Below are 14,768 nucleotides of genomic sequence, written 5' to 3'. Positions count from 1 at the left end.
CTTTCCCACAATCACATGCGATCATGTGGAACATCCGGCATTACCACCCGTTTCCAGGAGCTATTCCGGTGCATGGGGCAGGTCGGTCACGCATTACTCACCCGTTCGCCACTCTCACCCCGGCAGCAAGCTGCCAGGGATCCCGTTCGACTTGCATGTGTTAAGCACGCCGCCAGCGTTCATCCTGAGCCAGAATCGAACCCTCCACAAAAAAACTAAGCGAAGAGAACCATTAATGACCCTCAAACTATTTTCATAAAAAGAAAATGACGAGAAAATCCTATAAGGAAGGATTACTCTCACAAAAACCTCACCACCCATTAACCGCTCCCGCGGACCCGGCAAAACCGGGCGGGCAATGAACTGGCAATCATTGACTATAAAGAAGTAGTACAAACACGCTCTTGAGTTCTCAAACCACCACCACATCAGCGCTTCGACCAACCCCGAGGAGTTGAGCGCCGTGCTGAGCAGCAAGAGATAAACTTACACGCCTTTGCCCTTTTACGCAAATCGCAAGGCGCAGAAAAGCGAAGAACCGTTGCAATCACACGGTTCTTTCGGCGTGTCACAAAAGGGCTTTTTGCCCGTATTGAGACCAGAATATCGCGGATAAGACGCTCGGAAAGTAATGAAATCAATTCCGATACGGCGTGTCGCGCCTTTCGTCCGCCAATGAACCATCTTTCGCCGCGCTCTCTTGTGAAATGCGACGCGAATGGCGTCGCAATCAACCAGACACAACTGACCCGCATCACTTCACACGCGTCATATGCCTATGCACGCATGGCATCCTCTTCAGACGAAGCGAACATCCACGCGACCGACAGACATCACCCGCACCATATGCAATCCAAACATCCGGTTGTATGAGCAACAGCGGGCGCGTATACCTATAGACATGACGAAAACAATCGCAGTACTGACCGGCGCGGGAATCTCCACCTCCGCAGGTATCCCCGACTTCCGCGGACCGGACGGCGTATGGACCAAACATCCGGAACAAACCAGCGTCTACGACATCGACCTGTTCCTACGCGACCCGCAGGCGCGTGCCTACTCATGGCGATGGCAGAAGGAGTCGCCAGTCTGGAACGCCCAGCCGGGGACCGCGCATGCCGCGCTGGCAAAACTCGAACAGGCGGGCATGCTCAGCCTGCTCGCCACGCAGAATTTCGACGGACTGCATGAGAAGGCGGGTAACAGCGATGAGGTGATCGTGAATCTGCATGGCACCATCGGCACCTCGCATTGCATGAAATGCCATCAGAAATATGACACGGCAGACATCATGGACCGCTTGGACGAGGAGCCCGACCCGCACTGCCGCAGGCGGCTGCCGTATTCCGGCGATATGCCCTGCAATGGTCTGATCAAAACCGACGTGGTGTATTTCGGCGAGATGCTTCCGGAGGGTGCGATGGAGAAATCGTACCGTCTGGCCGCGCGGGCGGATGAACTGTGGGTAATCGGCTCCACGCTGGAGGTGTATCCGGCGGCGAGCATCGTGCCGGTGGCCGCCGAGGCGGGCGTGCCGATCACCATCATGAATATGGGACGCACGCAGTACGACCGACTGGCCACGCGGCTTATCCATGAGGATATCGCCGTCGCCTTGCCGCAGCTGGTTGAGGAGACCCTCGCCTCCGACTGAATTTGCGCCTGAATACGGACTCGCCTCCGCTCAGTGGACTGAACGGAGGCGGGAGGAGGGTCAGTAGATGCGGTTGGGGGTGAAGCCGGCCTCTTTGAGGGCCGCGAGGATGCGGTCGATGTGGTCGGGGCCGTTGGTCTCCACCGTGACGCCGAGCGCCACCGCGTTCGTGTAGTGGCCGGACGCCTTGAACTGGTCGTGGTCCAGGGCGATGACGTTGGCGCGTTCGCGGGCGAGCAGCGTGGCCACCTTGACGAGCTGGCCGGGGGTGTCGGGCAGTTCGACTTCGAAGTTCATGATGCGGCCGCGGGCGATCATACCCTTCTGGATCACGGCACCCATGGTCACGGTGTCGATGTTGCCGCCCGACATGATCGGCACCACCACATGGGGGCCGTGGGCAGAAGCGAACTTGCGCGAACGCAGGTTGAGATGCTCCAGCGCGGCGAGCGACACCGCGCCGGCCGCCTCCACCACCAGCTTGTGCTTTTCGAGCATGAGCAGAATCATCTCGTTGATGTCGCGCTCGGTGACGGTGACGAGGTCGTCGAGGAACTCGTTGAGCAGCGCGAAGGTCAGGTCGCCCGGATGCTTGACGGCGACGCCTTCGGCGGAGGTGACCACCTGATCGGCGGGCACCACGCGGCCCGCGGCGAAGGAGTTCTTGAAGGCGGGGCTTCCCTCGGGGATCGCACCGATCACACGCACCTCAGGTTTGAAGGTTTTGATGGCGAGCGCGACGCCGGCGCCGAGGCCGCCGCCGCCGAGCGGCACGATCACGTCGGTGACGTTCGGCACGTCTTCGAGAATCTCCAGGCCGATGGTGCCCTGTCCGCACAGCACCTCATAGTCGTCGAAGGGCGGCACATAGACCATGCCCTGCTCTTCGGAGAGCTTGGCGGCATAGGCCGCGGATTCGTCGAACACGTCGCCGTGCAGCACGACTTCCGCGCCGTAGGCCTTGGTGGCGTCGACCTTAAGCGGCGGGGTGATGGTCGGCATGCAGATCGTGGCCTTGGCACCACGTTCGCGGGCCGCGTAGGCGACGCCCTGGGCATGGTTGCCTGCGGAGGCGGTGACGATGCCGCGCGCCAGCTCCTCTTCGCTTAAGGAGGCGATTTTGTTGTAGGCTCCGCGAATCTTGAACGACCCGGTGACCTGCAGGTTCTCCGGCTTCAAAATGATCTCGTGGCCGGTCATCTCGGACAGGGCGGGCGACGGAATCGGTTCCGTGCGACGGGCCGTGCCTTTCAATCGCTCGGCGGCGAGCTTCAATTCGGCCGCATGGTCACGCTGCAATGCTTTAAGGACGTCCTTTTGTTCCATAGTGTGCATTGTAAGCGGCGGTCGGCCAAACGGCGGACGAACGCCCGACGGATGGGATGGCCGACCGATATGAAAAGCCCCGCACAGCACGTGTGCGGGGCGAGAGGTCTGCCACAAGCAGACAATCCATGTGGCTTACAGGGCGATGACCACGCCCTCCCAACCGGCCAGCTCGTTGTTGGCGATGGAGACGACGGCGTGAGAGGCGCCGCGCGTGGCGATCACGATCTGGGACTCGTCGACTCCGGCAGCCAGCAGGGCGGCGGATTCGGCGGGCAGATCGACCGGACGGCCGGAGAGATTCACCATCACCAGCAGACGACGTCCGTCAAGCTCGCGTACGAAGGCGTACACATGCTCGTCCGCACCGTCGACCGGATTCCAATCGCCGGCGGAGACGATGGGATTGTCGTGGCGCAGGGCGATGAGCTGCTTGTAGAAGCCGTACACGGAGTCCGGATCGTCGAATTCGGCGGCGGCGTTGATCGCGGCATGGTTCGGGTTCACGCTGATCCACGGCTCGACGTCCGCGTCGGGCGCGGTAAAGCCGGCGTAGACGGAGGCGTCCCACTGCATCGGGGTGCGCGCGTTGTCGCGGCTGATGGCGGCCAGCGACTCCATCATCGACTCCGGGCTCTGAATCTTCGCCTCCTGAACACGCTGGCGGAAGGCGTTGATGGACTCCAAGTCGCGGTATTGGTCGAGCGAGGTGAAATGCGCGTTGGTCATGCCCAGCTCCTCGCCCTGATACACATACGGGGTGCCGCGGTGCATGTGCAGCAGCAGGCCGAACGCCTTGGCCGAACGCACGCGGGCCTCTTCGGTGGAGTCGTCGCCCCAACGGGACACCACACGCGGCTGATCATGGTTGCAGAAGAACAGGCTGGCCCAACCGGCGTTCCTCACCGCGTCCTGCTGGGCCGCAAGCTTGTCGCGCAGCCAGGACGGCTGGAAGGGCACCAGCTCCCACTTGGAGCGGCCCTCGCCCTCGCCGACATGGTCGAAGAGGAAGAGCATATCCAGCTCTTTGTTCGCGGGATTGGTGATGTGCTCGTTGCGTTCGGGGGTGATGCCGGGCGCCTCGCCCACGGTCAGGAAGCCCTCGCGTCCCTCGAACACCTCGCGACGCATCTCGGCGAGGAACTCGTCCTGGCGAGGGCCGTCCGCGCAGAAGGGATTCGGGCTGGAGTAACCCTCCTCACCCACCGGCAGATCCTCGGTCAGGGCGCCGGCGATGCCGGGCAGCTCGCCGTTCGCGTCCACATGCTTGGAGATCAGGGTGATCACGTCCATGCGGAAACCGTCGATGCCGCGATCCATCCACCAGTTCATCATGTCGTACACGGCCTTGCGCACGGCCGGATTCTCCCAGTTGAGGTCGGGCTGCTTCTTCGAGAACTGGTGCAGATAGTATTCGCCGCGCTCGGGGCAGTACTCCCACGCCGAGCCGCCGAAGTAGGAGCCCCACTGGTTCGGTTCCGCGCCGGGAGTGCCGGGCTCGTGGCCGGGCTTGGCCGGGCGCCACCAATACCAGTCGGCATGCGGGTCGGTTTTGTCTTTGGAGGCCTCGAACCACGCGTGCTCGTCGGAGGTGTGGTTCACCACCAGATCCATCACGATCTTCAGGCCACGCTTGTGCGCTTCGGCGAGCAGCTCGTCCATGTCTTCGAGCGTGCCGAACAGCGGGTCGATGTCCTGGTAGTCGGAGATGTCATAGCCGTTGTCGTCTTGCGGGGATTTGAACACCGGGGAGAGCCACAGCACATCCACACCCAGGTCCGCCAGATAGTCGAGACGGGAGGTGATGCCCTTCAGATCGCCGAAACCGTCACCATTGGTGTCTTGGAAGGATCGGGGGTAGATCTGGTACACCACGGCGTTCGACCACCACGGATTCGCAGTCGCGCCGTTGGTGCGCACGGAGTCGGCAAGGGCGGGTCGATTCAAAGAAGTCATCGTCGAGTTCCTTTCTGTGTTCTACGTTTTCGTTGGGCCAATGAGAGGCGGCATCGGATGGATGAGGACACCTTCTTTGGCTTGATGTCTTTATGCTAGAAGCCCGATGGGTTTGTTTCCCATCGGGCTTCTGGATTGGCGCGTCGGAAAGTAATTACTTAACGGCGCCGCGCATTACTCCACCAACGACCCACTTTTGGGCGAAGATGTAGACGACTAGGACGGGGGCCATGGCCATGAGGTAGCTGGAGAACGCCATCGGGTAGTTGGTGGCGAACTGCGAGCTGAACACGTACTGGGCCAGCGGGATCGTCTGGTTGCTTTGGTCGGTGAGCACGATCAACGGCAGCAGGAAGTCGTTCCACGCCCACAGGCAGGTGGTGATCGCGATGGTGGCGTTGATCGGTCCCATCAGCGGGAAGATGATCTGCCAGAAGATGCGCCAGGTGCTGGCGCCGTCCATGCGGGCCGCCTCTTCCAGAGAGACGGGAATCGACTTGATGAAGCCGGTGGCGATGAACAGGTTCGTGCCGAGGCCGAGAATCGTGTACAGCACGATCAAGCCGAGCTGGTTGTCGAGATGCAGGGTGCCCATCTGCTTGGCGATCGGCAGCATCACCACCGAGAACGGCACGAACATGGCGAGGATGAAGAAGTAATACAGGAAGCGGAAGAACCGCTTGTCCTGATTGCGCGCCACGGCGTAGGCCACGAAGGTGTTGGTGATGAGCGTGAGCACCACCGCGGCGACGGTGATGATCGCGGAGTTGAGCGCCGCCTTGGGGTAGTTCACCTTGTTGGAGGCGTCGAGGAAGTTATGCCATTCCCAGCTGGTCGGCAGGGCGAAAGTGCCGGCCTCGGCCGGGGTTTTCAACGCCGTGACGATGGTGAAGTACAGCGGGATCAGAATGGTCAGGGACAGGACGGCCACGACGGCGGTGAGCCACCAGTTGATGTTGCGGTCCTTACGGAATTTGAGGCTTGCCGACTCCGTGGCGGAGGCGACGGAGGTGTTGGTTGCGCTGGTCATAATGCTTACCCTCTACTCTCAGATCTTTTCCTGGCTGTTGGAGATCTTCAGCTGGACGATGGCGATCACGGCCAGCACGACGAAGAACAGCACGGCGTTCGCGGTCTGGTAGGCGTATTCGCCGCCGGTCAGGCCGCCCTTCCAAATGAGATAGGTCACCGTTTCGGTGGAGGAGTTCGGACCGCCTTCGGTCAACGCCACCACCTGGTCGAAGGTGTTAAGCGCGTTCTTGAGGCTGATCACCAGATTGATGGTGAAGAAGGGGCCGATCAGCGGGAAGGTGATCTTCCAGAACTTCTGCCAGGAGTTCACGCCGTCGATCGCGGCCGCCTCGTAGATCTCCTCGTCGATGGTCTGCAGGCCGGCGAGGTAGAGCAGCACCGAATAAGCGACGGACTGCCATACGGCGAGGAACACGATCGGAATCCACGCGAGCTGCTCGTTGGTGAGCAGCGAGCTGGACAGCCACTCGATGCCGAGCGCCTTGCCGAGTTCGGGCAGCGGGTTCATGAAGATGTATTTGAACACGTAGCCGATCACCAGCACCGACAGGGTGTAGGGGATGAAGAAGATCGCGCGGAAGCCGTTCTTGAACGCGATCTTGCCGTTGAGCGCGACCGCGAGGAACATGGCGATGATGTTCACCAGAACGGTGATCACGATGGCGATCGCGAAGGTGAACAGGTAGGCGTGGCCCACGCGATTGTCCTGGAACAGGGCGAAGTAGTTCTTCAGTCCGATGAACTTGTAGTCGCCGTAGCCCTGGGAGTTCGTGAACGAGTAGAACACGCCCTGCAGGAACGGCACGTACAGGAAGATCGCGAAGATGATCGCCGCGGGCACGGCCATCCAATAATAGGCGCGGTCGACCTTGCGGGTGGAGAAGGCGGAGACCTTCTTCTTGGCGGATTTGACGTTGCTCATCATGTCTCTTCTTTCTTCGTCGCTCACTCGAAGGTCCTGGCCTGGACCTTGTCCCATTCGCTCTGCATCTGGTTCAGGAAGCGGTCGGTGTCGCCGCTGGTCACCATGGTCTGCAGGTAGCCGCCGATGTTGATGGACGAGGGGATGTAATGGTCGCAGAAGTCGGCCAGACGGTTCTCCTCGAAGAAGGAACGCACGGTTTCCAGCGCCTCGTTGCCGAAGTGGGTCTCCTTAAGCGGGGTGATGGCGGACTGCGCGTCGGCGTAGGCGTTGAGCTGTTCCTCCTGCATGAGGAATTCGACGAGCTTCATCGCCTCTTCGGGATATTTGGTGTCGGCTCCGATGGTGAGCATCACGTCGTCGCCTGCGGTGAGGATCTGCTCGTCCGGATCGTCGGAGGCGGGCATCTGCGCGAAGCCCAGCTCGATATCGGGGTTGATGAGCAGGATCTGCGGGATGGCGTAGGTGCCGAGCGGGATGATCGCGGCCTCGCCGTTGGCGAAGTTCTGCGTGCCCTGCTGGTAGGTGACGCCTGTGTCCGCGGTGGAGTAGGTGAACAGTTCGGCTTCCTTCTCCACGGCCTCCGTCCAGATCTCCTGGAAGGTGGTCTCGCCGGTTTTCAGGCCCGTGTATTCGCTTTCGGGAACCAGCGTGCCAGCCAGCGAGGCGAGCGGCGCCTGCGTGGTCCATGCGTCGGCGACCGTGCCCTGCAGCGGGTTGATGCCGGCTTCTTGGAAGGTCTCCAACATGACGGTGAACTCGCTCCAAGTGGTCGGCGGATTTTCGGGATCCAGCCCCACCTCGCGCCACAACGCCTTGTTGTAGATGTATCCGGAGGCATTGCCGGCGAACGGCAGGCCGTACAGGCGCTTCTTGGACTGGTCGGTGGTCTGCACGAGGTTCTTGGCGATCTCGACCATGCCGGGGTTGAGCTCATCGACGATCTCCTCGTCGGTGAAGTCGTAGAACACACCGGAGGCGGCGAAGTAGCCGAAGCTGATGTCGCCGTTGAAGGTGATCACATCCGGGATGCGGTTCTTGACGAAGCGGGTGCGCAGGTCGGTCTGCGCGTTGGCGGAGTTGTTGATGGTGACCTTGATGGTCGGGTTCTCCGCTTCGAACTCCTCGATCATCGTTTTGAACTGGTCGGCGGCCTCGGACTTGAACTGGAAGAAATCCAGCGTCACCGTGCCCGCGGTGCTCGAACCGCACCCGGCCAGGCCGACGCCCACGGCGACGGTGCAGGCCACGGCCGCGGCGCTGCGCAGCACGGCATGCAACCGGCGGCTTGTGCGAGTGGGGAATCCTCTTTCATTCGTTGACTCCTTTGTTCCTATCCTCCGCTTCCGATTGCTGCGGCTTCAATGCCTCAGGAGGGAAGCTCACCCCACCATAACGATTCGCGGTTTTCATTCCCAGCGCTTGCGCGCCCCGTTGCGCTGGCAACTAAAACCGCTGTATTTTTGTACAGCAGGAAACAAAATGTCATCGAAAGGGCGATATGGCCGACGAAAATGCGATTCCGCAATGGTTTTCCGGTTCCGAACACACGCATAAGGTGGCGGCCGCCATTGCGAAATACGGCCCCATCGCCCGCACGACGCTCGCCCAGATGCTGGGGCTGTCGCAAGGCGCACTGTCGCGCATCACCAGCGACCTCATCTACGCCGGCGTGATTGAGGAACTGCCTGCCAGCGCCGACGGGCCCAAAGGCCGACTGCCGGAGGGGTTCACCCCGAAGGAAAGCGCGGATCGACGCGGACGCCCGCAGACCTCGTTGGCCTTATGCGCGAACGCCCGCACGTTTGTGGGATTGAAGGTGCACGGGCATTACGCTGTGGCCGCGGCGGTCAATGCGCATGGCGAGGTGGTGTCGGGGCGTTATGAGGAAACATTCGAGAATCAGTCGCCGGATTGTGTGACCGCGACAATCGCCAAGCTGGTCGCCGGATGCGCCGCCGATGTCGTCGCGTCAGGACTCCCCTCGCCTCTGGCGGTCGGCGTCGCGGTCGGCGGCCATGTGCAGGAGGATTCGGTGGTGACGTTCGCGCCGTTCCTGCATTGGACCGAGGACATCGACCTCGGCAAGATGGTTCATCAGGCCACCGGACTGCCGTGCGGAGTGTTCAACGACATCGACTCGCTGCTGGTGGACGCCTGCTGGTTCGGCCCCGGCGTGGGCTATGAGATGTTCGCCGTGCTCACCATCGGCGTCGGCGTGGGGTATTCGCTGGCCGTGCGCGGCGAGCCGGTCACCTACCCGGACAAAAGCTACGGACTGATCGGGCATATCCTCGTCGACCCCGAAGGGCCGCGCTGCATCTCCGGCCATGTGGGATGCGCGCAATGCTTCACCGACGATTCCATCGCGGAACAGTACTCGGCGATTATCGGACGGGCCGCCTCATTCGAGGATTTCGCCGACGATGCGCGCCGTGGCGTGCCGCAGGCCGCGCAGCTGCTCAACCGCACCTGCTTCCGGTTGGGCACGCTGATCGCCACCATAGCGAATGTGGCGATGCCCGGCATGGTGATGGTCGCCGGAGAGTCGGCGTTCCTCGCCAAAATCGGCATCGATTCGATTCGCGACGGCATCAGCCGGCACCGGCACAATCAGGCGGCACCGGTGAAATTCGTCGTCGCCGACCACGACTGGCAGCTGTGGGCCAAAGCCGCCGCCAGTCGCGTCATCGTCAACCACATCGGCTGAAATCCTTGCGTCTCAGGCCTTAACGACGTAGAACAGGACGGCCTCCTCCGGCTGGATCGCCGGCGGACGGATGCCATAGGTGCGCAGAATCTCTCCGGGCAGCACCACGCCGTTATCATTCCACCAGCCGAGCTCGCTCTGCCCACAGTGGATTTCGGGATTCGACTGCCTACGCGTCCCCAGCGGCAGCACACGGTACGTCTCCCGCGGATCAAGCCCCGGCAGATGCACGGGCGCGGACGGATAGGTCTGGCTTGTGGTCAGCTGCGTGAAGCGATACACGGCGGCCGAACGGTCCGGCTTGACCATGCCGTCGAGACGGACGGACTGGTCGGCGGAATCGGCATGCACGCAGTCACCCTGCGCGAACCAGCCGCGGTGCTTCTTGAACTCGCTCACCCACGCACCCAGCAGGTCGAGGGCCTCCTGCGGCTCCTTGTTCAGGTTCCATTCGATGCCCATATGACCGAAGAACGCCGTCGCCATGCGCATCTCCTGACTGGTGGAACGCTTGGTGGAATGCGCGGGACTGGCGCCCACATGCTCGCCCATCATCATCGGCGGCACCAGCAGCGAGGTGTAGCGCTGGATGTCGGCACGCTCGACCGGATCCACACAATCGGACACCCAGATGCGGCTGGCGTATTCCAGGATGCCGAGGTCCACGCGGCCGCCGCCGGAGGAGCAGCTTTCGATTTCCAGCCCGGGGTGGCGCTGGATCAGTTCGCGGAAGATCTCATACACCGCTTCGGTCTGCTGATGCACGGCCGGGCGGCCCGTACTGCGGGAGGCGGCTTCGGTGACGAGCTTGTTGTGGTCCCACTTGATGTAGTCGATGCCCAGTTCGCCCACCAACTGGTCCATGCATCCGAGAATGTAGTCGAACGCCTCCGGATTGGTCAGATCGAGCACCTGCTGGGTGCGCCCCTGCATGGGCAGGCGGTTCGCGGTCGGCGCGAGCACCCAGTCGGGATGGGCGCGGGCCACGTCGGAATCGGGGTTGATCATCTCGGGCTCGAACCACAGGCCGAACTCCATGCCCTTGCCATGCACGTAGTCGGCGAGCGCCTTCAGCGACTTGTCGCCGTCCGGCCAGACTTCAGGCGAGATCTGCCAGTCGCCGAGGCCGGAGGTGTCGTCGCGGCGGGAGCCGAACCAACCGTCGTCCACCACGAAGCGTTCCACGCCGGATTCAACCGCCTTGTCGGCGAGCGCGGCGAGGGTGTCGAAGTTATGGTCGAAGTAGACGGCCTCCCACGTGTTGAGGATAACCGGACGCGGCTTTTCGATGAGGCGCGGGTGGCGGGAGCGCAGATGGTCGTGAAAGCGGGCGGAGACTTCGTTGAGGCCGTCGCCGTAGGATCCGTAGACCCAGGGGGTGGTGTAGACGTCGTCCGCTCCGCCCAGGACGATTTCGCCGCCGAACAGCAGTTCGCCGCCGCCGATCACGCCTTGCGTGTAGGGCAGGCGTTCCGCGGACAGCACGGAGTTGCCGCTCCAGCCCACATGCACGGAGTAGACCTCGCCATGTTCGAAACCGAAGCCGGGCACGCCGACGCTGAGCAGCAGGCTGGCGTCGAAGTCGGGGCGGCCCACGAGCGAGGACTTGGCGAAGCGGCCGATGGTGAGCGGCTGGCGCTGCGGGGAGCGTTCGCGCAGGTGGCGGCCGGTGGTGGTAAGGATTTCGCTCATCTGCGCGGGCAGCGGGAAGCCGAGTTCCACATGGCCGACTTCCAGCGGCGCGGCTTCTTCGGCGATGTTGCGCACGGCGGCCTGCTGGCGGATTAGACCGCCGGGCAGCAGTTCCATGCGCCATGCGATTTCCACGCCCTGCTCGTCGTCGCGGGCGATGACGCGGACGCCGGGAACGGGCTGCGCCGGGGCGACGTGGCTGCCGTCGGCGTTGAATTCCCAAGGCGCGTCCAACGTGCCCATATCGTCGGCCACGGCGATGTCGGCGACGGTGAACTTGCAGAACATCTCCACTCCGTCGCGACGCAGCACCAGACGCGGCTCCCCGATCCAGGATTCCGCCTGCGTGGGCAGGATGGAGGGCCAGGCGACGTCGTCGAGCGCACCGGAGACGCGCTGCGGTTTGAGTGCGTCATACAGCGCGATCACGGTTTCGGGATCGGCGAGGGGCCGCCCCCAGTGGACGAGGCGCGGCAGTTCGCCGTCGGGCGACACCAGCGCGAACGCGATGTTGGCGTCCGTCTGTTCGACGTAGGCTGCGGTAAGTGCGGTGCCGTTGGATGAAGCGCCTTGGATTCGTGTGATGTGCGACATTGCATACCCCCTGTGACATGGTTGGCTGGCTGATTCCGATGGTACGTGAATCAGGATTAGTTGCCTTGCCGCGGAGTGTCCGCCCAAGCTGGAAAGTAATCCGGAATCTGCGATTACCGGCGCGCGGCGAAGAAGTCGGTGAGCAGCGCGGCGCAATCACGCTCGCTCACACCGCCCACGACCTGCGGGGTGTGGCCGACGTGCGGGTCGCGTGGGATATCCCATATGGAACCGCAGGCTCCCAGCTTGGCATCCCACGCGCCGAATACGATGCGGCCGATATGGGTTTGCAGGCACGCGCCCGCGCACATGGGGCAGGGTTCCAGCGTGACGACCAGCGTGCAGTCGGCGAGATTCCATGCGGTGAGATCCCTCGACTTCGCTTCGCTTCGCTCGGGATGACGAGGGAAGGGCGGCTCGGCCTCGGGCTGACGAAGGGAACGGGACTGGGCGGCTTCTCGCATGGCGAGGATTTCGGCGTGGGCGAGCGGATCGCCTTGCGCCTCGCGGGTGTTGTAGCCGCGGCCGATGATCCGGCCATCCGCATCAAGCACCACCGCGCCGACGGGCACATCGCCGGCGAGCGCGGCCTGCCGGGCGAGGTCCAAAGCCTGTCTCATGGCGTCCTGTGGGGTCATGGGGTCCAGTGTAGTGGACCAGCGGCGCACGGCCGCGCCGCAAACCCGCCCACGTGCGACCCTCCCGTCCCACATGCCGCTATCTCAGCGGCGAGCGTAACGTGAGTTTTCTATAATCGAACAATCGCCATCCAACACCCCCGAGAAGGAACCCATGGAAGTTCTTGAGCTGATTCTGTGCATCGTCGCCGCGGTGGTACTGTCGTCGTTTCTGAGCCGGTTCATCCCCAAGGTATCGACGCCTCTGGTGCAGATCGCTTTGGGTGTGCTCTTCGCGCAGCTGCCGTTCATTCCGGACATCCAGCTCAACCCCGAACTGTTCATGGTGCTGTTCATCGCCCCGCTGCTCTACCTCGAGGCGCATGAGATCGATAAGTCGGCGTTGCTTAAAACGTTGAAACTCAGCCTGAGTCTCGCCATCGGCCTGGCCATCGCCACCATGGTGGCGGTCGGTTTCGCGCTGCACACCGCATGGCCCGCCGTCCCGTTGGCGGCGGCGCTGGCGCTCGGCGCGGCGCTCGGCCCCACCGACGCGGTGGCGGTCAGCTCGCTCGGCAAGGAGGCCTCGCTCACCCAACGTCAACGCAGCGTGCTCAAAGGCGAATCGCTATTCAACGACGCCTCGGGCATCGTCGGCTTCCAGTTCGCCATCGCGGCCGCGGTGACCGGCGATTTCGCCGTCGGCGAGGCGACCGTGGAGTTCATCTTCTCCTTCATCGGAGGCACCGTCTTCGGACTTATTGTCGCCGTCATCGCCAACAAAGTCTTTGAAACCGTGCGCTCGATGGGTTTGGAAACCACCACCACCCGCGTGCTGATGGAACTGTTCCTGCCGTTCCTGCTCTACTTGGGCGCGGAGCAATGCCACGTCTCCGGCATTCTCGCGGTCGTCGCCGCGGGCCTGACCATCCGCTTCGACCGCACCGGCATCGGACCGAATGTGGCGCGCACGAACATCGTCTCATCCAGCGTGTGGGGCGTGCTGTCGTTCAGTCTCAACGGCGCGGTGTTCATCCTGCTCGGCATGCTGCTGCCCGACGCGATGCAGGCCAGTTGGGACGATCCGTACATCAGCAACGGACTGCTTATCGGCATCATTCTTATGGTCACCGGCGTGGTTATCGTGATGCGATTCTGCTGGATCTCCGGCATGCTGCGCATCGCCCGTGACGTGAACACCGGCCTGCGCCGCAAGATGACATTCGAACGCTGGCGAAGCGCGGCGATTATGACCTTCGGCGGGCCCAAGGGCACCATCACCCTCTCGCTGATGTTCACCATCCCCTACGCCATCTCCGGCGGAACCTCGTTCCCCATGCGCGACGAACTCATCTTCATCGCTTCGGGTGTGATCGTCTTCACCCTGCTGCTGGCGAACTTCCTGTTGCCGCTGCTCGCGCCCAACCATAGCGGAGACAAGGCCGCGGAGCTCATCCCCATCACCATCGACGTGCTGCGCGCCACCGTGGAGGAACTCACCGGACGCATCACCCCGGAGAACCGACGCCCGACATTGATGGTCATCGACTCGTACACCAAACGCATCTCCCGTCTCAAGCAGCGCATCGGCGAAGGCGACCCGCAAGGCTTTGAGCGGCTGCAGATCGAGGCGTTGCACTGGGAGAAGGAATTCGTGCGCGACCATCTCGCCGAGATCAAGGCCGACGCTTCGATGGACAAGGCCGAACAGGAGCTCGAGGTGGAAGCCTGCGAGCGTATGCTCGACCAGATCATGAACGCACTGCGGCACGCCTCCACCGACGCCGATGCCAACAGCGGGCACACGGTGTCGCAGGTGCGCGGCCGTCTGCGCATGTTCCAACGCCGCACCGGCACGCTGGCCAAGCGCACGATGAGCAAGATTCGCCATACGACGCCGCTGGTGAGCGAGGATGATATTTTCGCGCGCACCAGGCAGTTGCAGGTGGACGCCATCGAGCATGTGATCGACCGGCTCGAAGAGGAGATGAGCCACGACACGTACGACACCGAGCACTGCTCGGCGCTGATCGTCGAATACCGGCGCGCGGACGGTATGCTTCGCTCGCGCCCGAATATGGAGGGCAGCGCGGCCGCCATCCGGCAGGCGGAGGACGTCAAACGCGAAAGCTACGGCATCGAGCTCGGCATCGTGCAGGATATGCTCGAAAACGGCGACATCACACGCGCCCAAGCGCGAGCGCTGCGACGGAATATCTATGTGATGCAGGTCGATGCCGATTCCGGCATCTAAACCTGCATCCT

Annotated in this window: 10 protein-coding genes and 1 rRNA gene; 3 read left to right on the top strand and 8 right to left on the bottom strand. The window is 62.7% G+C overall.

What is annotated here, in order from left to right; genetic code table 11:
• Window positions 1-211 (bottom strand): 16S ribosomal RNA (locus tag AC1AV0_RS04855); the annotation flags it as partial.
• Window positions 212-901: 690 nt separating this feature from the next.
• Here AC1AV0_RS04855 and AC1AV0_RS04850 point away from each other — a divergent pair.
• Window positions 902-1,654 carry an SIR2 family NAD-dependent protein deacylase gene (locus AC1AV0_RS04850; protein ID WP_094637774.1) on the top strand — a complete coding sequence of 251 codons (753 nt, stop codon included), beginning with the start codon at window positions 902-904 and terminating at the stop codon, window positions 1,652-1,654.
• Between the two features lie 60 nt (window positions 1,655-1,714).
• Here AC1AV0_RS04850 and ilvA read toward each other — a convergent pair whose 3' ends face one another.
• From ilvA to AC1AV0_RS04825, 5 genes are all read right to left on the bottom strand, one after another.
• Window positions 1,715-2,980 carry a threonine ammonia-lyase gene (gene ilvA / locus AC1AV0_RS04845; RefSeq protein ID WP_094637775.1) on the bottom strand — a complete coding sequence of 422 codons (1,266 nt, stop codon included), beginning with the start codon at window positions 2,978-2,980 and terminating at the stop codon, window positions 1,715-1,717.
• 135 nt (window positions 2,981-3,115) lie between these two features.
• Window positions 3,116-4,936 carry an alpha-glucosidase gene (locus AC1AV0_RS04840; protein ID WP_094637776.1) on the bottom strand — a complete coding sequence of 607 codons (1,821 nt, stop codon included), beginning with the start codon at window positions 4,934-4,936 and terminating at the stop codon, window positions 3,116-3,118.
• A 154-nt stretch (window positions 4,937-5,090) separates the two neighbouring features.
• On the bottom strand, window positions 5,091-5,966 hold the full coding sequence (locus AC1AV0_RS04835; RefSeq protein WP_094637777.1) for a carbohydrate ABC transporter permease: 876 nt from the start codon (window positions 5,964-5,966) through the stop codon (window positions 5,091-5,093).
• Between the two features lie 18 nt (window positions 5,967-5,984).
• The gene (locus tag AC1AV0_RS04830) at window positions 5,985-6,893 is read right to left on the bottom strand and encodes a carbohydrate ABC transporter permease (protein WP_404801811.1); all 909 of its coding nucleotides are present in this window, start codon (window positions 6,891-6,893) and stop codon (window positions 5,985-5,987) included.
• A gap of 20 nt (window positions 6,894-6,913) precedes the next feature.
• Window positions 6,914-8,170 (bottom strand): ABC transporter substrate-binding protein, encoded by a 1,257-nt coding sequence (locus AC1AV0_RS04825; protein ID WP_476571602.1) that lies wholly within the window; start codon window positions 8,168-8,170, stop codon window positions 6,914-6,916.
• Between the two features lie 221 nt (window positions 8,171-8,391).
• Between AC1AV0_RS04825 and AC1AV0_RS04820 the strand changes: the two genes are divergently transcribed.
• The gene (locus tag AC1AV0_RS04820) at window positions 8,392-9,600 is read left to right on the top strand and encodes an ROK family transcriptional regulator (protein WP_094637779.1); all 1,209 of its coding nucleotides are present in this window, start codon (window positions 8,392-8,394) and stop codon (window positions 9,598-9,600) included.
• Window positions 9,601-9,612: 12 nt separating this feature from the next.
• Here AC1AV0_RS04820 and AC1AV0_RS04815 read toward each other — a convergent pair whose 3' ends face one another.
• Window positions 9,613-11,886 carry an alpha-galactosidase gene (locus tag AC1AV0_RS04815; protein ID WP_094637780.1) on the bottom strand — a complete coding sequence of 758 codons (2,274 nt, stop codon included), beginning with the start codon at window positions 11,884-11,886 and terminating at the stop codon, window positions 9,613-9,615.
• A gap of 113 nt (window positions 11,887-11,999) precedes the next feature.
• Window positions 12,000-12,524, bottom strand: a complete 525-nt coding sequence (locus tag AC1AV0_RS04810) for a nucleoside deaminase (RefSeq protein WP_094637781.1) — start codon at window positions 12,522-12,524, stop codon at window positions 12,000-12,002.
• 154 nt (window positions 12,525-12,678) lie between these two features.
• On the opposite strand from AC1AV0_RS04810, the gene AC1AV0_RS04805 reads away from it, so the two are divergent.
• Window positions 12,679-14,757: a cation:proton antiporter gene (locus AC1AV0_RS04805; RefSeq protein ID WP_094637782.1), complete on the top strand. Its 2,079-nt coding sequence runs from the start codon at window positions 12,679-12,681 to the stop codon at window positions 14,755-14,757.
• The last annotated feature ends 11 nt before the right edge of the window (window positions 14,758-14,768 follow it).

Source organism: Bifidobacterium sp. LH_558 (assembly GCF_056356295.1).
This window is presented reverse-complemented; position numbering and strand designations above follow the sequence as displayed.